The organism is Janthinobacterium sp. LM6 (assembly GCF_002002885.1).
GTDB lineage: Bacteria > Pseudomonadota > Gammaproteobacteria > Burkholderiales > Burkholderiaceae_D > Janthinobacterium > Janthinobacterium kumbetense.
In genome coordinates this window covers 2,939,347-2,960,874 of the sequence record NZ_CP019510.1, presented here as the reverse complement: position 1 = coordinate 2,960,874, position 21,528 = coordinate 2,939,347, and the positions used below count along the sequence as shown (strand labels likewise).

General features: G+C 61.1%; 20 protein-coding genes. 1 reads left to right on the top strand and 19 read right to left on the bottom strand.

Features of this window, described 5'->3' with window-relative positions; all coding sequences use genetic code 11:
• Window positions 1–80 precede the first annotated feature (80 nt).
• Window positions 81–578 (bottom strand): Dps family protein, encoded by a 498-nt coding sequence (locus tag BZG29_RS13220; RefSeq protein ID WP_034752224.1) that lies wholly within the window; start codon window positions 576–578, stop codon window positions 81–83.
• Window positions 579–724: 146 nt separating this feature from the next.
• Window positions 725–3,157: a phosphoenolpyruvate synthase gene (gene ppsA / locus BZG29_RS13215; RefSeq protein ID WP_077409088.1), complete on the bottom strand. Its 2,433-nt coding sequence runs from the start codon at window positions 3,155–3,157 to the stop codon at window positions 725–727.
• A 152-nt stretch (window positions 3,158–3,309) separates the two neighbouring features.
• Here ppsA and BZG29_RS13210 point away from each other — a divergent pair, with 152 nt between their 5' ends.
• Window positions 3,310–4,158, top strand: a complete 849-nt coding sequence (locus BZG29_RS13210; RefSeq protein WP_035818186.1) for a pyruvate, water dikinase regulatory protein — start codon at window positions 3,310–3,312, stop codon at window positions 4,156–4,158.
• Between the two features lie 112 nt (window positions 4,159–4,270).
• Here BZG29_RS13210 and BZG29_RS13205 read toward each other — a convergent pair whose 3' ends face one another.
• The 17 genes from BZG29_RS13205 to rpsB form a co-directional block, all read right to left on the bottom strand.
• The gene (locus tag BZG29_RS13205; RefSeq protein WP_077403395.1) at window positions 4,271–5,473 is read right to left on the bottom strand and encodes an aminotransferase class V-fold PLP-dependent enzyme; all 1,203 of its coding nucleotides are present in this window, start codon (window positions 5,471–5,473) and stop codon (window positions 4,271–4,273) included.
• A gap of 11 nt (window positions 5,474–5,484) precedes the next feature.
• The gene (locus tag BZG29_RS13200; protein ID WP_077403392.1) at window positions 5,485–6,270 is read right to left on the bottom strand and encodes an RNA methyltransferase; all 786 of its coding nucleotides are present in this window, start codon (window positions 6,268–6,270) and stop codon (window positions 5,485–5,487) included.
• On the bottom strand, window positions 6,267–6,905 hold the full coding sequence (gene rnhB, locus BZG29_RS13195; RefSeq protein WP_077403389.1) for a ribonuclease HII: 639 nt from the start codon (window positions 6,903–6,905) through the stop codon (window positions 6,267–6,269). Before rnhB ends, BZG29_RS13200 begins: the two co-directional genes overlap by 4 nt.
• Window positions 6,906–6,949: 44 nt before the next feature.
• On the bottom strand, window positions 6,950–8,134 hold the full coding sequence (lpxB, locus tag BZG29_RS13190; protein ID WP_077403386.1) for a lipid-A-disaccharide synthase: 1,185 nt from the start codon (window positions 8,132–8,134) through the stop codon (window positions 6,950–6,952).
• Window positions 8,118–8,909: an acyl-ACP--UDP-N-acetylglucosamine O-acyltransferase gene (gene lpxA, locus BZG29_RS13185; protein WP_077403383.1), complete on the bottom strand. Its 792-nt coding sequence runs from the start codon at window positions 8,907–8,909 to the stop codon at window positions 8,118–8,120. The genes lpxB and lpxA overlap by 17 nt, the downstream gene beginning before the upstream one ends.
• Before the next feature lies 1 nt (window position 8,910).
• Window positions 8,911–9,405, bottom strand: coding sequence for a 3-hydroxyacyl-ACP dehydratase FabZ (gene fabZ / locus BZG29_RS13180; RefSeq protein WP_071077748.1), 495 nt, complete (start codon window positions 9,403–9,405; stop codon window positions 8,911–8,913).
• Window positions 9,402–10,457, bottom strand: a complete 1,056-nt coding sequence (lpxD, locus tag BZG29_RS13175; protein ID WP_077403380.1) for a UDP-3-O-(3-hydroxymyristoyl)glucosamine N-acyltransferase — start codon at window positions 10,455–10,457, stop codon at window positions 9,402–9,404. The genes fabZ and lpxD overlap by 4 nt, the downstream gene beginning before the upstream one ends.
• A 151-nt stretch (window positions 10,458–10,608) precedes the next feature.
• Window positions 10,609–11,127 carry an OmpH family outer membrane protein gene (locus BZG29_RS13170; protein ID WP_077403376.1) on the bottom strand — a complete coding sequence of 173 codons (519 nt, stop codon included), beginning with the start codon at window positions 11,125–11,127 and terminating at the stop codon, window positions 10,609–10,611.
• 51 nt (window positions 11,128–11,178) lie between these two features.
• Window positions 11,179–13,515, bottom strand: coding sequence for an outer membrane protein assembly factor BamA (gene bamA, locus BZG29_RS13165; protein WP_077403373.1), 2,337 nt, complete (start codon window positions 13,513–13,515; stop codon window positions 11,179–11,181).
• An 83-nt stretch (window positions 13,516–13,598) separates the two neighbouring features.
• Complete coding sequence (gene rseP, locus BZG29_RS13160) at window positions 13,599–14,960, bottom strand: RIP metalloprotease RseP (RefSeq protein WP_077403371.1); 1,362 nt, start codon at window positions 14,958–14,960, stop codon at window positions 13,599–13,601.
• Entirely contained in the window at window positions 14,957–16,141 is a 1,185-nt protein-coding gene (gene ispC / locus BZG29_RS13155) for a 1-deoxy-D-xylulose-5-phosphate reductoisomerase (RefSeq protein ID WP_077403368.1), read from the bottom strand. The genes rseP and ispC overlap by 4 nt, the downstream gene beginning before the upstream one ends.
• Window positions 16,142–16,149: 8 nt before the next feature.
• Entirely contained in the window at window positions 16,150–16,983 is an 834-nt protein-coding gene (locus BZG29_RS13150) for a phosphatidate cytidylyltransferase (RefSeq protein ID WP_077403365.1), read from the bottom strand.
• Window positions 16,983–17,750: a polyprenyl diphosphate synthase gene (uppS, locus tag BZG29_RS13145; protein WP_077403362.1), complete on the bottom strand. Its 768-nt coding sequence runs from the start codon at window positions 17,748–17,750 to the stop codon at window positions 16,983–16,985. Before uppS ends, BZG29_RS13150 begins: the two co-directional genes overlap by 1 nt.
• 98 nt (window positions 17,751–17,848) lie before the next feature.
• Window positions 17,849–18,409, bottom strand: coding sequence for a ribosome recycling factor (frr, locus tag BZG29_RS13140; protein WP_034784152.1), 561 nt, complete (start codon window positions 18,407–18,409; stop codon window positions 17,849–17,851).
• Window positions 18,410–18,572: 163 nt separating this feature from the next.
• The gene (gene pyrH / locus BZG29_RS13135) at window positions 18,573–19,289 is read right to left on the bottom strand and encodes a UMP kinase (RefSeq protein WP_034752258.1); all 717 of its coding nucleotides are present in this window, start codon (window positions 19,287–19,289) and stop codon (window positions 18,573–18,575) included.
• 148 nt (window positions 19,290–19,437) lie between these two features.
• Entirely contained in the window at window positions 19,438–20,349 is a 912-nt protein-coding gene (gene tsf, locus BZG29_RS13130; protein WP_034752260.1) for a translation elongation factor Ts, read from the bottom strand.
• Window positions 20,350–20,507: 158 nt separating this feature from the next.
• Complete coding sequence (gene rpsB, locus BZG29_RS13125) at window positions 20,508–21,260, bottom strand: 30S ribosomal protein S2 (protein ID WP_010397614.1); 753 nt, start codon at window positions 21,258–21,260, stop codon at window positions 20,508–20,510.
• Between the last annotated feature and the right edge of the window lie 268 nt (window positions 21,261–21,528).

Below are 21,528 nucleotides of genomic sequence, written 5' to 3'. Positions count from 1 at the left end.
AACACCTATATACAAGCAGTCTAACGCAATTCCTGATGGCGTCAATAGGCAGGGACGAATTAGCGCCGCAGGCCCGGCAATTACTCTTCCAGCAGGCTGCGCAACATCCACGCCGTCTTTTCATGCAAATCGAGGCGCTGCGTGATCAGGTCGGCCGTCGGCTGGTCATTGGCTTTTTCCAGCAGCGGGAACAGGCGGCGCGCCGTGCGCGCGGTCGCTTCCTGTGCCGATACCAGGTGGCTGACCATGTCCAGCGCCGGCGGCACGCCGTCGATTTCCTTGATCGAGGCCAGCTTGACGAATTCCTTGTAGGTACCGGGCGCCGGATAGCCGAGGGCGCGGATGCGCTCGGCGATCAGGTCCAGCGCGGCCCACTGTTCCGTGTATTGCGTCATGAACATCAGGTGCAGGGTGTTGAACATCGGCCCCTTGACGTTCCAGTGAAAATTATGGGTCATCAGGTACAAGGTGTAGCTGTCGGCCAGCAGGCCGGACAGGCCCTCCGCAATCTTCGCGCGGTCCGCCTCGGAAATGCCGATGTCGATCTTTGCCACTTTGCTCGGTTTCTTGCTTGCCATGAGAACTCCCGTTTCAATGTATTGGTGGAATCATTTTAGCTGATCTGGCGCAATGCCATCGAATACAGGCGTGCGCCGCGTGGCAGGCATAAAAAAACCCGCTGCCGGGTGAGCGGCAGCGGGTTTTCAGAAGGCGGACAAGACGCTTACGCTTTCAGCGCAGCGAGCTTTTGCCAGGTGTCGATCACCGAGTCCGGGTTCAGCGACATCGATTCGATGCCCTGCTCCATCAGCCAGACGGCGAAGTCCGGATGGTCGGAAGGACCCTGGCCGCAAATGCCGATGTACTTGCCGCGTGCCAGGCAAGCCTTGATGGCCAGGGCCAGCAGGGCTTTCACGGCAGGATCGCGCTCGTCGAAGTCGGCGGCCAGCAATTCCATGCCGGAATCGCGGTCCAGGCCCAGGGTCAGCTGGGTCAGATCGTTCGAACCGATCGAGAAGCCGTCGAAATGGTCGAGGAACTGGTCGGCCAGGATGGCGTTCGACGGCACTTCGCACATCATGATGACGCGCAAGTCGTTCTCGCCGCGCTTCAAGCCATTCTTCGCCAGCAAGTCGATGACTTTCTCGGCCTGGCCCAGGGTGCGTACGAATGGCACCATGATTTCCACGTTCGTCAGGCCCATGTCATTGCGCACGCGCTTCATCGCTTCGCATTCCATGTTGAACGCTTCGGAGAAGTCGGCCGACAGGTAGCGCGCCGCGCCGCGGAAGCCCAGCATCGGGTTTTCCTCGTCCGGCTCGTAGCGCGAACCGCCGATCAGCTTCTTATACTCGTTCGACTTGAAGTCGGACAGGCGCACGATGACTTTTTTCGGCCAGAACGCGGCGGCGATGGTGGCAATGCCTTCGGCCAGCTTGTCGATGTAGAACGCTTTTGGCGAAGCATGGCCACGCGCCACCGATTCCACGGCCTTTTTCAGGTCGGCATCGATGTTCGGGTATTCAAGGATCGCGCGCGGGTGCACACCAATATTGTTATTGATGATGAATTCCAGGCGCGCCAGGCCCACGCCCGCATTCGGCACGGACTGGAAGTCGAACGCCAGTTGCGGATTGCCCACGTTGAGCATGATCTTGGTATCGAGCTTCGGCAATTCGCCGCGCGACACTTCCGACACTTCCGTTTCCAGCAAGCCATCGTAAATCTTGCCTTCGTCGCCTTCGGAGCACACCACGGTGACAAAGGTGCCGTCTTTCAACACGTCGGTGGCGTTGCCGCAGCCGACGACGGCCGGCACACCGAGCTCACGCGCAATAATTGCCGCATGGCAAGTACGACCGCCACGGTTGGTGACGATGGCCGAAGCGCGCTTCATGACCGGTTCCCAGTTCGGGTCCGTCATGTCGGCAACGAGCACGTCGCCTGGCTGCACGCGTTCCATGTCGGCCGGATCGTGGATCACGCGCACGGGGCCGGCGCCGATCTTCTGGCCGATAGCGCGGCCGGAGGTCAGCACGGTGCCGGTGCTTTTCAGCTTGAAGCGCTCTTGCACGTCGGTCGCCTTTTGCTGCGACTTGACGGTTTCAGGACGCGCTTGCAGGATGTACAACTTGCCGTCGCGGCCATCCTTGCCCCACTCGATGTCCATCGGACGGCCATAGTGGTTTTCGATGATGACGGCGTATTTTGCCAGCTCCACCACTTCGCTGTCGTTCAGCGAGTAGCGGTTGCGCATTTCGACGGGCACGTCGACGGTTTTCACGGAACGGCCGGCTTTCGCTTCGTTCGTGAATTCCATCTTCAGCAGTTTCGAGCCAATATTGCGGCGGATCACAGGCGACTTGCCTTTTTCCAACATCGGCTTGTGCACATAGAATTCGTCGGGATTGACGGCGCCCTGCACCACGGTTTCGCCCAGGCCATAACTGGATGTGACGAAGACCACGTCCTTGAAGCCCGATTCGGTATCGATGGTAAACATCACGCCGGCGGCGCCCAGGTCGGAGCGCACCATGCGCTGCACGCCGGCCGACAGGGCCACTTCAGCGTGCGTAAAGCCCTTGTGCACGCGGTACGAGATGGCGCGGTCGTTGTACAGCGACGCGAACACCTGCTTCATGGCCTCGAGCACATTGTCGATGCCGACCACGTTCAGGAAGGTTTCTTGCTGACCAGCAAAAGACGCGTCCGGCAAGTCTTCCGCCGTGGCCGAGGAACGTACGGCAAACGACATTTCGGTGTCGGAATCGGCCACCAGCTTGGCGTAGAACTGGTCGATTTCGGCGGCCAGGCGTGGCTGGAATGGCGTTTCCACGATCCATTGACGGATCTCGGCGCCGGCTTGCGCCAGCGAGCGTACGTCATCGATGTTCAGCCCTTCGAGGCGCTGAGCGATGCGTTCGGCCAGCGGCAAGCCGCCGTTGGCGCTATATGACAGGAAATCGCGGAATGCCTGCGCCGTGGTGGCAAAGCCACCGGGCACGCGCACGCCGGCTTCCGCCAGTTGGCTGATCATTTCGCCCAGGGAGGCGTTCTTGCCGCCGACGGATTCGACATCCGTCATGCGCAAATGCTCGAACGAGGCAACATACACCGCGTCCTTGTCTTCCTGCTGTTGCGATACTGCGTTGGTCATAATGACACCCTTACTGATGATAGAAATCTTTACGCGAGGCGCACAGACAGTCTTCTTGTTATTCTTGGCGTCGTGCAGCACAATCATACCGTTGCAGCCATTTTACCTTGTGCGGCGCAAATTGACGACGCACAATCTTGATCCGAAAACCCATGACACAAGAACCACGCCCTCCTCTGCCCTCCGCGGCCCGCACCGTCTTCTTCGTTTCCGACGGCACCGGCATCACCGCCGAGACCTTCGGCCACTCGGTGCTGACGCAGTTCGATCTGCGCTTCCGCCAGATCCGCCTGCCCTTCATCGATACCATGGACAAGGCCTACGAGGCGGCGCGCAAGATCAACGAAGCCTTCGCCACCGATGGCCAGCGCCCGATCATTTTCTCGACCCTGGTGAAGAACGACCTGTCGGCCGTGATCCGCAAGTCCAGCGGCATGCACATGGACCTGATCCAGACCTTTGTCGCCCCGCTGGAGCAGGAGCTGGGCGTGATGTCGACCCATACCATCGGGCGCTCGCACAACATCGTCGACAGCGAGGAATACAAGAACCGCATCGAAGCGATCAATTATTCGCTGGCGCACGACGATGGCCAGTCGCACAAGAACCTGTCTTCGGCCGATGTCATTCTGGTGGGTGTTTCACGCTCTGGCAAGACCCCGACCAGCCTGTATCTGGCCATGCAATACGGCATCAAGGCAGCCAATTATCCGCTGATTCCCGACGATTTCGAGCGCGACAAGCTGCCATCGGCCTTGCTGGAATTTAAGAATAAAATTTTCGGATTGAGCATTACGCCCGAACGTTTGTCGGAAATACGCAACGAAAGACGCGCTGGAAGCAAGTATGCGGCCATCGAAAACTGCCGTTACGAGGTCAACGAAGCGGAAAAGATGATGAAACGCGAGGGTATCCGCTGGCTGTCGTCGACCACCAAGTCGATCGAAGAGATCTCCACGACGATCCTGCAAGAGATTAAGCCGAACCGCCGCGAGTACTAGAACGCCTGACCAAACCTGCTGCGCGTCGGTATAGGCGGCTTGCGATGCTCACCGTACTAGAAGTACGGTTGCGCTTCTCGGCCACCTCTCCCTTCCGCTCGCGACGGTTTTGTCAGGCGTTCGCCTCGCGGGACAGCACCGTCAGCGCCGCCACCAGCCGGTCCAGTTCAGCGGTAGTGGTGGTGACGGCCACCGTGGCGCGCACGATGTCGGTATCGCCGATATTGCGCTCCACCGTGAAAATGCCAAAGCGCTGCAGCAAGGCTTGCTGCAACTGGCGCGCGCTCATGCCGTCGACGGCAAAGGCCGCCAGCGCCGTGCCCCGTTTCGCATCGAGCGGCGACAACATGCGCACGCCGGGCAGCTGCGCGGCGCGGCTGACCCAGTAATCGCGCAGCCAGGCCAGGCGTTCCATCTTGGCCGGCGTGCCGCCCAGGCGCGCATGGAAGTCCAATGCGGCGGGCGCGGCCAGGATGGCGCCGATCGGCGGCATACCCATGTGCAGCCGGCTGCGGATATCCGCTGGCGGATAATCCTCGTCGCCAAAATGCGGCTCGATCTTGTGCAGCTGCGATGCGCGGATATACACGACACCCAGTCCCGCCGGCGCCCCCAGCCATTTGTGCAGATTGAAACCGGCGAAATCGACGCCCATGGCCTGTACGTCCACGTCGACTTGCCCCAGCGCATGGGCGCTGTCGAGCAGCACATCGATGCCGTGCTCGCGCGCCAGCGCCATGATGGCCTGCACCGGCAATTGCTGGCCGTTGGCCGGCGTCACCTGCGACAGCAGCAGCAACTTGGGCTTGACGGCCTGGCGCATGGCTTGCGCGTAACTGGCAACGATCTCGTCATCGCTGATGGGCAAGCGCAATGTGACTTGCGTGCTGGTGACGCCACGGCGCTGCGCCAGCCAGCGCATGGCCGTGCGCATGGCCGGATAGTCGAGATTACTCCACAGCACCGTATCGCCGGGCGCCAGTCCGTGGTATTGCGTGATCAGCACCTGCATGGACTCGGTGCCGCTGCGCGTCAGCAATATCTCGTGCGGTTCCGCCTGGATCAGCGCGGCGACGCGCCGGCGCAGGATATCCACATGCGTGCGCGTAAACTCGCCGCGCACGAAAGGACTCAGCTGCTCGTTGGTGTAGCGCACGGCCTGCTCGAAGGCCGCTTGCACGGGTGCGGCCATGGCGCCGAAATAGCCGTGTTCGAGATTGACGATGGCGTCCGGCGGCGCAGGATACAACGCGGCCACCTGGCGCCACCAGGCTTCGTCACGTACGGCACCGTCGGCAAGCAGGGGGAAAGTCATGGCTACCCTGTTCAGGCCTGGCCCTGGCGCAGCTGCTCGAAGAAGCAGACGGCGGCGCAGGCGGCCACGTTCAGCGATTCGATCTGGCCCAGGTGGGGAATGACCACCTGGTGCGTCGCCATCGACAGCAGGTCGTCGGCAACGCCCTGCCCTTCATGGCCGAACAGCCAGGCGACGGGCTGGCGCAGGTCGACGTCGTACAATCGCTGCGTGGCATAGCCGCTGGTGGCGAGCGTCGCCACCTTGGCGCCGGAAACAAGCGCCGCCAGGTCGACGTTTTCAAAAATGTCGAGCACGAAGTGTGCGCCCATCGCCGCGCGCAGCACCTTCGGCGACCAGCAGAAAGCCGTGCCGGCGCTGCAGTACACCTGCGTAATGCCGGCGGCGGCCGCGCTGCGCAGGATGGAACCCACGTTGCCCGGGTCCTGCAGGTTATCGAGCAGCACGGCCGATACGCTCAGCGGCTGCGTGACGGCCCGTTCCGGCGTCTCGACGAGGAACATCACGCCCACGCCGTGCTCGACCTGGCTCACCGCGTTATACAGCGCGTCGGGCAAGCCCAGAACGTGCGCACGCTGGCTTTCCAGCTGGCCGACGATGTCCGCCACTTCCGGGTTCTGCAAGGCGCTTTCGCTGACGATGCACTGCTCCGGCATGCCGCGCAGCTGCAGATAAGACTGGCACAGGTGCACGCCGTCGAGCAGGGTGCGGCCCGACTTGCGGCGCGCCTGCGAACTGCCCGCCAGTTTCAGCAAATCCTTGTATTGCGCATTGTCGCGCGAGGTAATCGTCTTCATGCCACCACCTCCTGTCCGCCAAACAGGGCAATCACGTTGCGCACGGGCGCGAACGAGCGGCGGTGCACGGGCGAGGCGCCGTGCAGGTGCAGGCGCTCCAGGTGCAATTTCGTGCCATAGCCCTTGTGCTGGTCGAAGCAGTATTCGGGATAGGCCGCATGCAGGTGCACGAGGGCCGCGTCGCGCGCCGTCTTGGCCAGGATCGAGGCGGCGGAAATCGAATCGACCTTGTCGTCGCCGCCGATGATGGCCATGCCGCGTGTTGGCATCACGGGACAGCGGTTGCCGTCGATCAGGGCCAGGGTCGGCACGGTACTCAAAGCCTCGACGGCGCGGCGCATGGCCAGCATCGACGCCTGCAAAATGTTCAGGCGGTCGATTTCCTCTTCCGACGCTTCGGCGATGGCCCAGGCCAGGGCCTTGGCCTTGATTTGCGGCGCCAGCAGGTCGCGCCTGGCTTCGGTGAGCTTTTTCGAATCGCGCAAGCCGTCGATGGGCTGGTTCGGGTCGAGGATCACGGCGGCGGCAAACACGGGGCCGGCCAGCGGACCGCGCCCTGCCTCGTCGACGCCGCAGATGATTTCATCGAGCGAGAATGGCAAGTCGTCAAACAGGCCGGGATAGATATTTTTCACGTTGAATCTTTGGTTGGTACTGCAGTTGAAGCGGTGATCGGAAGCTACTTGCGGTTGGCGGCGATGACTTGCATGACGGCGTTGGCGCTTTCGCGCGCGCTGTCGCGCAGCAGGCTGTGGTGCATGTCAGTGAAGCGCTGCACCAGGCGCAGACGGCCGGGAATGTCGCTCAACTGCTGCCACATGGCCTCGGCCAGCGCTTCCGGGCTGGCCGCGTTTTGCAGCAGCTCGGGCACCAGGTAGTCGCGCGCCAGGATGTTGGGCAAACCAATCCACGGCTGATAACCCATGTGGCGCATGATTTCCCACGAGGCGCGCATCATCTTGTAGGCGATGACCATGGGTTTCTTGTACAGCGCTACTTCCAGCGAGGCTGTGCCCGACGCCACCAGCACAGCATCGGCGGCGCAGATGGCCGTGTGCGAGCCGCCATCCGTCAGCAGTATCTCGACGTCCTGCAAGCCCGCTTCGCGGATCAGTTGCAAAAAGTACTGGCGCTGTTTTTCGCCGGCCATGGGCGCGACGAAACGCAAGGAGCGGTCGCGCGCCAGCAGCAGCTTGCAGGCGGCCACGAACGCCACCGTATTGTATTTGAGCTCGCCCATGCGGCTGCCCGGCATCAGGGTCACGACATTCGCGTCTTCGGGCAAGCCCAGGGTGCGGCGCGCGGCCGCTTCGTCGGGCTGCAGGGGGATCATTTCGGCCAGCGGATGGCCGACATAGGTAACGGGCACGCCCGCCTTGCGGTAGATCTCTTCCTCGAACGGAAAGATCACCAGCATGTGCGAGACGGCCTTGATGATTTTCTTGATGCGGCCACCGCGCCAGGCCCAGATCTGCGGCCCGATGTAGTGCACGGTGGGGATGCCGCCTTCCTTGAGCTGCTGTTCCAGCCCCAGGTTGAAGCCCGGATAGTCGGCGCCGATGAAGACGGCGGGACGCTCCGCCAGCAGCTGGTCGCGCAGCGCGTTCTGGATGCCCTTGATTTCGCGGTAGCGGGGAATGATCTCGAACAGGCCGCGTACCGTCAGCTTGTCGAGCGGCCAGTCGGAAATAAAGCCCTGTTTGACCATGTGCTCGCCGCCGATGCCGTGGAAGCGGGCACCGGGCAGCTGCGGCACGAGGCCGGACAGCAGCCGGCTGGCCAGCAGGTCGCCCGACACCTCGCCGGCGACGATGGCGACGTTGGCGACAGCGAGGCCGCTGGCGTGGTCAGCGGACGATGCCACGCGAGGCCACGCCAAGGAATTCGCGCATGGCGCGAATGTGTTGCGCCACCTCGGGCGTCGACGCCGCTTCTTCTTCGAACAGGGCTGCCTTCGATTCTTCCAGGGTCAGTCCCGAGCGGTAGATGAGTTTATACGCGGTGCGGATGCCGTTGATCTGCTCGCGCGTAAAACCGCGGCGTTTCAAGCCCTCGATATTGACGCCATGCGCCTGCGCCGGATTGCCGTTCAACAGCACAAAAGGCGGCACGTCCTGCGTCAGGCTGGTGCTCATGCCGACAAAGGCATGCGCGCCGATCTTGCAGAACTGGTGCACGTTGGCGAAGCCGCTCATGATGACCCAGTCGCCGATCTCCACGTGGCCCGCCAGCTGGGCGTTGTTCGAAAAAATGGTGTTGTTGCCCACCAGGCAGTCGTGCGCCAGGTGCACGTATGCCGAAATCCAGTTGTCGTTGCCCAGGCGCGTCACCCCGCCGCCCTGCACGGTACCCGTGTTGAAGGTGCAGAATTCGCGGATGGTATTGCGGTCGCCGATTTCCAGGCGCGTCGCCTCGCCTGCCCATTTTTTATCCTGCGGCTGCGCGCCGATGGAAGAAAACTGGAACAGGTGGTTCTCGCTGCCGATCGTCGTGTGGCCGTCGATGACCACGTGCGGACCGACCTTGGTGCCGGCGCCGATGCGCACGTGCGGACCGATGATGGTGTACGGACCCACCTCGACCGAGCTGTCGAGCTCGGCCTTCGGATCAATGACTGCCGTGGAGTGGATGGCCGCCATGTTACTGCCCCGCTGGCTGGCTCGCAGACTGGCTCGCATCCTGCGCGCTGCGGATGGTGCACATCAGTTCCGCTTCCAGCGCCACTTTGCCGTCGACGGAGCCGACTGCCTTGTATTTCCAGATGCCGCGCGAGACGCGCAGGATTTCCACATCCATCTTCAGCTGGTCGCCCGGTTCGACAGGACGCTTGAAGCGCGCATTGTCGATGCCGACGAAGTACACCACCGAATTTTCGTCCGGTTTCACGCCCATCGACAGGAACGACAGCAAGGCCGCCGTTTGCGCCAGCGCTTCGATCATCAGCACGCCGGGCATGACCGGCTTGTGCGGGAAATGGCCCTGGAAGAACTCTTCGTTGACCGTCACGTTCTTGATGGCGGTGATGGTTTTGTTCGCTTCCCAGTCCAGCACGCGGTCAACCAGCAGCAGCGGATAGCGGTGCGGCAGCAGCGATTTGATGGCCAGGATGTCGAGGGTCTTTTTTTCAGTAGTCATTTTTCGTCTTGCGTGGTCAGTGTTTTAATTGTTTTTTCAAGCGTGCGGATCTTCTCGCGCATGCTTGACAGGTTGCGCACGATGGCGGCGCTCTTTTCCCAGTCGGCGTTCTTGGCCAGCGGATAAAAACCCGTGTACTGGCCCGGCTCCGCGATCGAACGCGAGACCATGCTGCCCGAGCCCACGTGGACGCGGTCGGCGATGGTCAGGTGGCCCAGCACCATGGCTGCGCCGCCAAAGGTGCAGTACTTGCCGATGATGGCGCTGCCGGCCACGCCGACGCAGCCGGCCATGGCCGTGTGTGCGCCGATGCGGCAGTTATGGCCGATCTGGATCTGGTTATCGAGCTTGACGCCATCTTCGATGATGGTATCGGCCAGTGCGCCGCGGTCGATGGTGGTGTTGGCGCCGATATCGACATCGTCACCGATCACCACCCTGCCCGTCTGCGGAATCTTGATGTACACGCCGCCTTCGTTGGCGAAGCCGAATCCGTCGGTGCCGATCACGGCGCCCGAATGGATGATGCCGCGCTGGCCGATCACGCAGCGCGCATGGAAGGTCACGTTGGCCAGCAGTTGCGTGCCCGCGCCGATGACGGCGTCGCGCCCCACCACGCAGCCAGGCCCGATGACGCAGCCGGCACCGATCACGGCACCCGCTTCGATCACCGCATGCACGCCGACGGAGGCGCTGGCGTCAACCTGCGCGCTGGCGTCGACAAAGGCGCCCGGGTGGATGCCGACCGGGGCCTTGATCTCGTGCAGGGCGGCGAAATACTGCGCTGCGCGCGCGAAATACACATAGGGATTCGGTGTGACGATGCGCGCGCCCGCGTACTCGTCGCCGATCAGCGCGTCGTCGGCCGGCGTGAGGATCAGCGCGGCGGCGCCGCTCTGGGCCGCCTGTGCGCGGAATTTGCTATTGCTGAGAAAGCTGATGTGCGAAGCGCCGGCGTCGGCCAGCGGTGCGATGCCTGTAACTTCCAGGTTGGGATCGCCCGCCAATTGTCCGCCGAAGCGTTCGACCAATTCTCCTAGTCGAGTGCCCATCTATGAAACCCTTATAAAAACGCCTGCCACTGCCTACTGCGCGGCGCGATTTGCGGTCTCCGATGCTCACTGTGCATGCGCACAGCTCCGCTTCTCAACCACAACTCACATCCGCTCGCTACGGCACTGCCAGGCGTAAAAACTATTACAATTACTTGTCCAGCGCCTTCAGGACCTTGTCGGTGATGTCGATGCGCGGGCTGGCCCACAGGGCTTCCTGCAGCACGATGTCATATCCTTCGATATGCGCCATCTGCTGGATGATGGTGTTGGCTTTTTCCGCGATGGCGCTGCGCTCTTCGTTCGTGCGCTGACTCAGGTCTTCGCGGAACTCGCGCTGGCGGCGCTGCAGTTCCTTGTCCAGCTCGAAAAACTCGCGCTGGCGCTTGGCGCGCTCCGCCTCGCTCAGGGTCGGCATGTCCTTTTCCAGGGCTTCGTTGGCGACCTTGAAACGGGCCGCCAGTTCCTGCACGGCTTTTTCGCGCGAGCGGAACTCTTCGGCCAGCTTGGCGCTGGCCAGCTTGGCCAGCCTCGATTCGTTATAAATACGTTCGCTGCTGATCCAGGCGATCTTCGACTCCTGAGCCTGCGCCTGCACCGGCAACAGCGAACTCCAGCACAATGCAATCATGGCAAGGGACTTGGGCAGGGTGGCGGATGCGGTGTTCATGATACTCCATGGTCAAAAAGTAAAAGCTGTCGCCCCGGTTCAGATGGCCGGTTAGAAACCGGTGCCCATCTGGAACTGGAAGCGCTCCAGGCGGTCCGTCGGCTTGGCGTTCAGCGGTTTGGCATAGCTCAGCTTGAGCGGGCCCACCGGTGAAATCCAGCTGATGCCCAAGCCAGCAGAATAGCGCAATTGTGAAATCCGCATTTTTTCGCCTTCCTGGTAGACCTGGCCGCCGTCAAGGAAACCGAACCAGCGCAGGCTGCGGTCATTGCCCGAACCAGGGAATGGCATCTGCAGTTCCGCGTTACCGATCAGGCGCGAAGCGCCGCCCAGGGCATCGTTGGTGCTCGGTTCGACCGCGCCCAGCGAGGAACTCAGGTAGCCGCGCACGGAACCGATGCCGCCGCCGTAGAAGTTCTTGAAGACTGGATACACGTGCTTGCCGATACCGTGGCCGTAATCGATCTCGCCCTTCAGCGCCAGGGTGACCTTGCTGAACAGCGGACGGAAGTACTGGTGCTCGTAGATGGCACGGAAGTACTTCTGGTCGCCGATCAGGTCAGCCTCCAGGTTGACGCGCTGGTAGCGGCCGATCGATGGCGTCAGCGCGCTGTCGCGGCTGTCGCGCTGCCATGCCGCCGTCAGCGGGATGGAATTGGTGGTGGCCGAACCGATACCGTCGGACGGGCCGCCATTGTCGACCACGTACTGCTTGAAGCGGATCGGGCTGGTGACGTCGGTCTCGATGCGCGAGCGCTCGCCGCCGATACCGAAGAACACGGTGTCGACTTCGGAGAACGGCACGCCGAAACTGACGCGGCCACCGGTTTGCTTGATCTTGTAGCTGCCGATGTTCAGCGCCGGCGGTTCCGTCGTCCGCAGGTAGACTTCAAAGCTGCGCGAAATGCCGTCATCCGTGAAGTACGGGTTGGTTTGCGAAAACGCAATCGTGCGGCTGTAATGACTGGTATTGAGTTCAATGCCGACCGTGTTGCCGCTACCGGCAAAGTTGGCCTGCGAAATCGACGCCGACAGGGTGAATTTTTCCGACTGCGAGAAGGCGCCGCCGATCAGGAAGTTACCCGTTGGTTTTTCCACCACCGTCACGTTGACGTCGACCTGGTCGGTCGTGCCCTGCGCTTCCGGCGTATCGATGGTCACGTCCTTGAAGTAGCCCAGACGGTCGACACGGTCGCGCGACAGCTTGATCTTGTTGCTGTCATACCAGGACGATTCGAACTGGCGGAATTCGCGGCGGATGACTTCATCGCGCGTGGTGGTATTGCCGGCGATATTCATGTGGCGCACGTAGACGCGCTTGCCCGGATCGATGAAGAAGGTGAAACCGACTTCATGCTTTTCACGGTTGATTTCCGGATTGGCGTTGACGTTGGCGAACGCGTAGCCGAACGTGGCCAGGCGATCCTGGATGCGCTTGTTCGTCGCCGTCAGGCGCGCGCCCGAATAGATTTCGCCTTCGCGCATCAGGTTCAGGGCTTTCAGCTCTTCTTCGCGGCCAAACATCTCGCCTTCGAACTTGGTGCCGGCGATCTTGTACTTTTCACCTTCGGTGATATTGATCGTCAGGTAAATGTCTTTTTTATCGGGCGTGATCGACACTTGCGTCGAATCGACCTGCATCTCGATATAGCCGCGGTCCAGGTAGTAGGATTTGAGCGACTCGATGTCGCCCGTCAGCTTGGTCTTCGAATATTGATCGGCCTTGGTGTACCAGCTGAACCAGCCGCCCGTGTTCAGGGCCAGCTGCTCGCGCAGTTCCTTGTCGGTGAAGGCCTTGTTGCCGACGATGTTGATCTGCTTGATACGGGCCACGTCGCCCTCGTCGACGGCGAACACCACGTTGACGCGGTTGCGCTCGATCGGCGTGACGGTGGTGGTGATCTTCACGCCATACAGGCCATGCGACAGATACTGGCGCTTGAGTTCCTGTTCCGCGCGGTCAACAGACGCCTTGTCGAAAATCTTGGCTTCACCCACGCCGATTTCCTTCAATGCCTTGACCAGCACATCCTTTTCAAATTCCTTGGTACCCGTAAATGCCACGGAAGCGATGGCCGGACGTTCCTCGACCAGCACCACCAGCACGTCGCCATCGGCTTCCAGGCGCACATCCTTGAACATGCCCGTCGCATACAGGGCCTTGATGGCGGCGATACTCTTCTCGTCGGAGAACGTTTCGCCGACCCGCACCGGCAGGTAGGCAAAGACGGTGCCCGCTTCGGTACGCTGGATCCCTTCGACCCGGATGTCCTTGACAGTAAATGGCTGGACGGCCAGCGCGTGGCCGGAACAGATGGCCATGACGGCGGCGCCGATCAGGCTGCGGCGAAAGGAAGGCAAGGCAAAACGAGCAGAATGTAATTTCATTGGGGTTATTCAATGGGTAAATCAATGGACAACATACACAAAAGATTGCTTGTGCGACTCACGCAATGGCATCAACCACCGCCCTAATTCAGCAATCGCAACACGTCATTAAAGACGGCAAGCACCATCAAGGTCAGCAACAAACCGATCCCCAGGCGCTGGGCAATCTCGCCTACGCGCTCCGGCAAGGGGCGTCCGGTCAAAACTTCCAGCGAATAATACAGCAAATGCCCGCCATCCAGAACAGGAATGGGTAGCAAATTCATCACGCCCAGACTGATACTGATGAAGGCAATGAAGCTCAGGTAGCTTACCAGGCCGATGCGCGCCGTCTGGCCCGCGTAATCGGCGATGGTAATGGGACCCGTCACATTCTTCAGCGAGACCTGGCCGGTGATCATTTTGCCCAGCATTTTCAGGCTCATGACACTGGTATCCCAGACCTTGGCGGACGCCTTGCCCACGGCGGAAAACGGTCCGGAGGCCACGGTGATCATATCCGGCACCTGTCCCAGCTTTGCCTGTATCTTACCAACTGTTACAGCTCCCTCTGCCCCGGCGCCCGGCACGGCGTCCGGCGTAATGGACAGGGTCAGGTCCTGGCCCTGGCGCAGGAGCTGCAATTGCAAGGTCCGGCCCGGTGCCTGGCTCAGGGTGGCGATGACGGCCGCCACGTCGTGCACGGGCCGGTCGTCGATGGCCAGGATCTGGTCGTTTTTCTGCAGACCGGCGCGCGCGGCGGCGCCATCGGGCATGATTTCCATCAAGGTGGGCGCGGAACGGGCCAGGGTCAGGCCCAGCTTGCCCAGCACGTCGCCTTCCAGGTCCGTTTCCGTCAGGCTGGCCGTCGGCAAGGTCGCTTCCTGCTGGCCACGGTCGGGACGGCGCACTTCGATGCGCGCCGGCTGCTTGTCGAGGGTGGCCTGGATCAGCTCCCAGCGCAGTTCGGACCAGCTGGCCACGGCCTTGCCATTCACCGCTTCGACCGTATCGCCGCTGCGCAAGCCGGCCGCGTAGGCAGCCGTCTGTTCGGCCACGGGGCCGAGCTTGCTCGACGGCTCTTCGATGCCATGCATGAACAGGCCCGCGTACAGCACGATGGCGACGAGGAAGTTGGCCAGCGGGCCGGCGGCCACGATGGCGATGCGGCGCCACACGCTCTGGCGCGTAAATTCGCGGCGCAATTCGCTTTCCGGCAAGTCGCTGAGGTCCTGCGCGCGGCTGTCAAGCATGCTGACATAGCCGCCCAGCGGCAGCGCGGAAATCGCCCACTCCGTCTGGTCCTTGCCAAACTTGCGCGAATACACCACTTTTCCCATGCCGATCGAGAAACGCAGCACTTTTACGCCGCACCAGCGCGCCACCAGGTAGTGGCCCAGCTCGTGCAGGGTGATCAGCGAGCCCAGCGCGACGATAAACGCCAGCAAGGTGGTAATCAGGGTCATGCGGCCAGCCTGCGGGCGATGCACGCGTGCGCGGCCGCTCTGGCCAGGCGGTCCTGCTCCATCACGGCCTCGATGCTCGAAGCGGCGCCGTGCGGCACCGTCTCGATCACGTGCGCGATGACGCGGTCGATCTGGCGGAAGCCGATCTGTTCGTCGAGGAAGGCTTGCACGGCCACTTCATTGGCCGCGTTCAGCAAGGCCGGCGCCGTGCCGCCCGCGCGCAGGGCGTCGAAGGCCAGCGCCAGGCAGGGGAAGCGGCGGAAATCGGGACGTTCGAACTGCAAGGTGGCCACTTGCGCCAGGTCAAGCTGCGCCACGCCAGAGTTGATACGCTGCGGATATGCCAGCGCATGCGCAATCGGCGTGCGCATGTCCGGATTGCCCAGCTGGGCCAGCACGGAACCGTCGATGTACGAAACCATCGAATGGATCACGCTTTGCGGGTGGATCAGCACCTCGATCTGCTCCGCCGGTGCGCCGAACAGCCAGTGCGCCTCGATCACTTCCAGGCCCTTGTTCATCATGGTGGCCGAATCGACGGAAATCTTGCGCCCCATGGCCCAGGTCGGATGCTTGCAAGCCTGGTCCGGCGTGACCGTGTCGAGCGTCTCGACATCGCGCGTGAGGAAGGGGCCGCCGGAAGCCGTCAACACGATTTTCGCCACGCCCGCGGCGCCCGGCGCGCGGCCATGGGCATGCGGCATGCATTGGAAGATGGCGTTATGTTCGCTGTCGATCGGCAGCAGCACGGCGCCGTTGTCATGCACGGCATCGATGAACAGCTGGCCGGACATGACCAGCGCTTCCTTGTTGGCCAACAATACTTTCTTGCCAGCACGCGCCGCCGCCAGGGTCGGCGCCAGGCCGGCCGCGCCGACGATGGCCGCCATCACGCCCGTCACTTGCGGCGCGCTGGCGATGGCGCACAGGGCTTCCTCGCCGTACTCGACTTGCGTATCGACGCCCTGCCCGCGCAGCAAACGCGTCAGTTCAAGGGCGGCGTCAGCCGTGCCGACGACGGCGCGCCGGGGACGGAATTGCAGGCACTGGGCGGCCAGTTCGGCCACACGGCTGTGCGCGCTCAACGCGTACACGCTGTATTGCTCCGGGTGACGCGCGAGCACGTCCAGGGTGGACACGCCGATCGAACCGGTCGCGCCAAGGATGGTGATGTATTGCATGAGTTTCCTTAAAGCCAGCTGGCCACGAGGGCGGCAAATGGCAGGACCGGGATCAACGCGTCGATACGGTCGAGTACACCGCCATGGCCAGGCAGCAGGTTGCTGCTGTCCTTGATGCCGGCGCGGCGCTTCAATTGGGATTCGAACAGGTCGCCGACGATGCTGGCGGCGACGATCAGCAGCAGCAGCAGCAAGGCCACCAGCCAGCCGCGGCGCAATTGCAGTTGCACGGCAAATGTATCTTGCAAGACCGGCAACGCTGGCGCGGCGAAAATCGTGATGGCGGCAATGACGAGCACGGCAATGCCGCCGCCGATGGCACCTTCCCAGGATTTACCAGGAGAAATACTTGGCGCCAGCTTGCGCTTGCCGAAAGCCTTGCCCGAGAAGTAGGCGCCGATATCGGCGATCCACACGAGGGCCATCACGGACAGCAGGAACAAGGGGCTATGCAGGAACAGGGCGATGATGGCGACGAAGCAGCCGACGATGGTCACCGGATACACCAGGCTGAGCAAGGTATTGCCCAGGCCTTCGGTGGGCGGCAGGCCCGTCGCCAGCGAAGGCACGAAGCGGATCAGCCAGATGGCCACGCACAGGGCGAACCAGAAATTGAGCTGCGCCATGCCGTTGCCGATAAAAAACGTATAAGCGAAGGCGGCAGTCCAGATGGCGGCAATCAAGAGCGCCTGGCGATTTTTGAAAATGCGGAAGCTTTCCCAGATGGCGGCGCCGAAGAACGCCGTGGCGATCACGGCGAAGGCGGGGAAGTAATTCAGATACAGAACCGGCAGCAAGACCGCCAACAAGACCAGGGCGGTGATTATCCGTGTTTTCAGCATCAGTTTGTCTTTTCAGTTAATTGCGCGCTGGTACGGCCAAAGCGCCGTTCGCGCTGCTGGTAAGACGCGATTGCCGCGTCGAGGCACTCGTCATTGAAGTCGGGCCAGAAAGTCTCGGTGAAAAACAACTCAGTGTACGCCAGTTGCCACAGGAGGAAATTGGAAATGCGCTGCTCGCCGCCGGTGCGGATGAACAGGTCGGGCTCGGGCGCGTAAGCCATGGCCAGGTGCGGCGCCAGTTGCTCTTCCGTGTATGCGTGCCCGGCAGGCTGGCCGTTGGCTGCCGCCTCGGCCGTCATTTTGTTGACTGCCTGCATGATATCCCAGCGGCCGCCGTAATTGGCGCAGATGGACACCGTCAGGCGCGTGTTGTTCGCCGTCTTGCGTTCCGCATTGGCGATCAGGGTTTGCAACTGCTCATTGAAGCGCGACAGGTCGCCCACGACCTTCAGGCGGATATCATTGGCGTGCATCTTGACCACTTCGCGTTCCAGCATGGTAACGAACAGGCGCATCAGCATCGACACCTCTTCTTCCGGGCGGCGCCAGTTTTCCGAACTGAAGGCAAACAGGGTCAGGTACTCGACACCGCGGTCGAGGCAAGTCTCGACGATGCCGCGCACGGCGTCGGCGCCCTTGACGTGGCCAGCCACGCGGGGCAGGAAGCGCTTGGTTGCCCAGCGGCCATTGCCATCCATAATGATTGCCACATGGCGCGGCACCGTGCCCACCTCAGGTACTGCCGTTGTCGAACTCGAATAGATCATGAAAACACGAATACCAAAAATAAAAGATAGCTATTATGCGCCAAATAGCACTGCCCGGAAAAGCCATGCTTTTCCGGGCAGCGTCGAAGAACTGAAAACTAGACCGTCAGCACTTCTTTTTCTTTGTCGACCACCATCTTGTCGATGTCGGCAATAAACTTGTCCGTCAGCTTCTGCACTTCCTCCGACGAGCGGCGCTCATCGTCCTCGGAGCAGGCTTTTTCCTTGACCAGCTTCTTCAGCGATTCGTTCGCATCGCGGCGAATGTTACGCACGGCAATCTTCGCATCTTCCGCCTCGCTCTTGACCAGCTTGACCATTTCCTTGCGGCGCTCTTCCGTCAGCGGCGGCGTCGGAACGCGGATCAGGTCGCCCTGTGCCGACGGGTTCAGGCCCAGGTCGGCGTCGCGGATGGCTTTTTCGATGGTGTTGGCCATCTTCTTTTCGTACGGCTGCACACCGATGGTGCGCGCGTCGATCAGGGTCACGTTGGCAACCTGGGTCAGCGCCGTCGGCGAACCGTAGTAATCGACCATCACGTGGTCCAGGATACCCGTATGGGCGCGGCCGGTACGCACTTTGGCCAGGTCGGCCCGCAGTGTTTCCAGCGACTTCGTCATGCGTTCCTGGGTGTTCTTTTTAACGTCAGCTAAGGACATTACCTACTCCTTGTCTTGATAATAATGAATATTCTATTGCGCTTGCGGCTTTAATGGTACCGCAGCCGGGAGCGCCGAAAACCGTTCTGGGCAAGGCGCAGCGCCGAATGTACGGCGAGGCGCTGCAACGCAGCCATGGACGGCTTCCCGGTGCTCCTTATTTCTATACGTGAACCAGCGTGCCTTCGTCTTCGCCCATGATGACGCGCATCAGCGCGCCCGGCTTGGTGATCGAAAACACTTTGATTGGCAGTTTCTGGTCGCGGCACAGGGCGAATGCGGTGGCATCCATCACTTGCAGGTGCTTGGCGATGGCGTCGTCGAACGTAATCGTGTGGAACAGGGTGGCGTTCGGATCCTTCTTCGGATCGGCCGTGTAGACGCCGTCGACCTTGGTGGCCTTCAGGACGATCTCGGCGCTGATCTCGGAACCGCGCAGGGCGGCTGCCGTGTCGGTGGTGAAGAACGGATTGCCGGTACCGGCGGCGAAGACGACCACTTTACCTTCTTCCAGGTATTGCAGGGCTTTCGGGCGGACGTACGGCTCGACCACTTGTTCGATGCCGATGGCCGACATGACGCGCGCGGTGATGCCCACGTGGCGCATGGCATCGGCCAGGGCCAGTGCGTTCATCACCGTGGCAAGCATGCCCATGTAGTCGGCGGTGGCGCGGTCCATGCCTTGCGCACCAGGCGCGACGCCGCGGAAGATATTGCCGCCGCCAATCACGATTGCCAGTTCCACACCCAACTTTGCCACCTCGGCCACATCGGCCACCATGCGCTCGATCGTGGCGCGGTTGATGCCGTAGGGATCATCACCCATCAGGGCTTCGCCGGACAACTTGAGGAGGACGCGCTTGTAGGCTGGTTTTGACATGAGCTGGGGCTCCATAAATGAGGTTATTCGAGTATGACATGGCGCAGCGCCTTGCAGCGCCGGATAGGCGGGAGGAAGCTGCCCATGCCGCCGCCCGGCACGACAGGTGCGGGCGGGCCAAAAAAACGGGCCTCTCGGCCCGCTTTACTTACGCTCCCTGGGAGGCAGCCATCTGTGCTGCGACTTCTGCTGCGAAGTCGTCTTGCTTCTTCTCGATGCCCTCGCCCACTACGTACATGGCGAAACCTTTGACGCTGGTGTTAGCCGCCTTCAGCATTTGCTCAACCGACAGCTTGTCGTTTTTCACGAAAGCTTGGTTCAGTAGGGAAACTTCTTTCAAGAACTTCTGTACGGAACCTTCCAGGCGCTTGGCCAGGATTTCCGGCGATTGCGCTGGCTTGCCTTCGGCGGCCGCTTTGGCTGCGTCTTCTTCGGCTTTCAGTTGTGCAACCGAACGCTCTTTTTCGATCAGTTCCGCAGGAACTTCGTTCGACGACAGCGACACTGGCTTCATGGCAGCGATGTGCATGGCCACGTCTTTGCCGACTTGCTCATCGGCGCCGTCGAATTCGACGATCACGCCAATGCGCGAACCGTGCAGGTACGAAGCCAGCTTGGCGCTGGTTTCGAAACGCTGGAAGCGGCGGATGGTCATGTTTTCGCCGATTTTGCCGATCAGGGCAGCGCGCACGTCTTCCAGGGTCTTGCCGTCGAGTGGCAGGGCCAGCAGGGCAGCGACGTCAGCCGGGTTGTGTTCTGCTACCAGACGGGCAGCGTTGTTGGCCAGCGCCAGGAAATCGTCGTTTTTCGCAACGAAGTCGGTTTCCGAGTTCACTTCGACCAGGGCGCCTACGCCGTTGGCGATGTAAGTTGCCACGACGCCTTCAGCGGTGATGCGTGCCGATGCTTTCGATGCCTTGCCGCCCAGTTTGACGCGCAGGATCTCTTCCGCACGAGCCATGTCGCCTTCGGCTTCGGTCAGTGCTTTTTTGCATTCCATCATTGGTGCGTCGGTTTTGCCGCGCAATTCGCCTACCATCGCTGCTGTAATCGCTGCCATGTGTTTCTCCTGATTCGGTGAGTCGATAGTCGCGGCCGGGCATGCATGCCTCGCCAGCGGTCACTATCGTTTTTTTGTTAAAAAAAAGGGGGAGCTGCTGCCACCCCTTTTCCCTTACTGCTGTGCTTACAAACGGCTATCCTGCGATAGCCTGGCCATTAAGCCTGTTCGTTTACTTCGACGAATTCGTCGCCAGCGGCTGCTTTAACCATTTCAACAACTTCGTTACCGGCAGCTGCACGGCCTTCGATGATTGCATCAGCAACACCGCGAGCGTACAACATGATGGCTTTCGAGGAGTCATCGTTACCTGGGATCACGAAGTTCACGCCTTCTGGGGAGTGGTTGGTATCGACAACGCCGATGACCGGGATACCCAGTTTAGCTGCTTCGGTGATCGCACCTTTGTGGTAGCCGACGTCGACTACGAAGATTGCGTCAGGAATGCCGCCCATGTCCTTGATGCCGCCGATCGATTTTTGCAGCTTGATCATTTCGCGGGAGAACATCAGCGCTTCTTTTTTCGACAGCTTCTCGATCGAACCGTCTTCGATCATCACTTCCATGTCTTTCAGACGCTTGATCGAGGTTTTGATCGTTTTGAAGTTGGTCAGCATGCCGCCCAACCAACGTTGATCAACGAAAGGCACGCCAGCGCGTTGTGCTTCAGCAGCGATGATTTCGCGAGCTTGACGCTTGGTGCCAACCATCAGGATGGTGCCACGGTTTGCAGCCAGTTGACGCACGTGCTTCATTGCGTCCTGGTACATCGCCATGGTTTTTTCCAGGTTGATGATGTGGATCTTGTTGCGATGGCCGAAGATGAACGGTGCCATTTTTGGATTCCAAAAACGGGTTTGGTGACCAAAGTGGACACCGGCTTCCAGCATTTCGCGCATTGTTACGGACATTATTAACTCCAGGGTTGGGTCTGGAATCCGATCAGTCACCATACAGGCACCCTTGTCGACCGGATTCGCGTGTTTATATAAATTAAAGACACTGTTTTGCTACATTGCTTAAAAGAGAATTCAAGCAACCCGGGATTCTACACCGAAATGCCCATTCCATCAAGTCCACGGCGCAAATCGCGCGCGCAGCGATGGCAAGCGTTGCACCACGCTGGTGCAACGCGTATCCGCGATGGCCATTCCCGCAAAAAACGCCTGCCCGCCATAG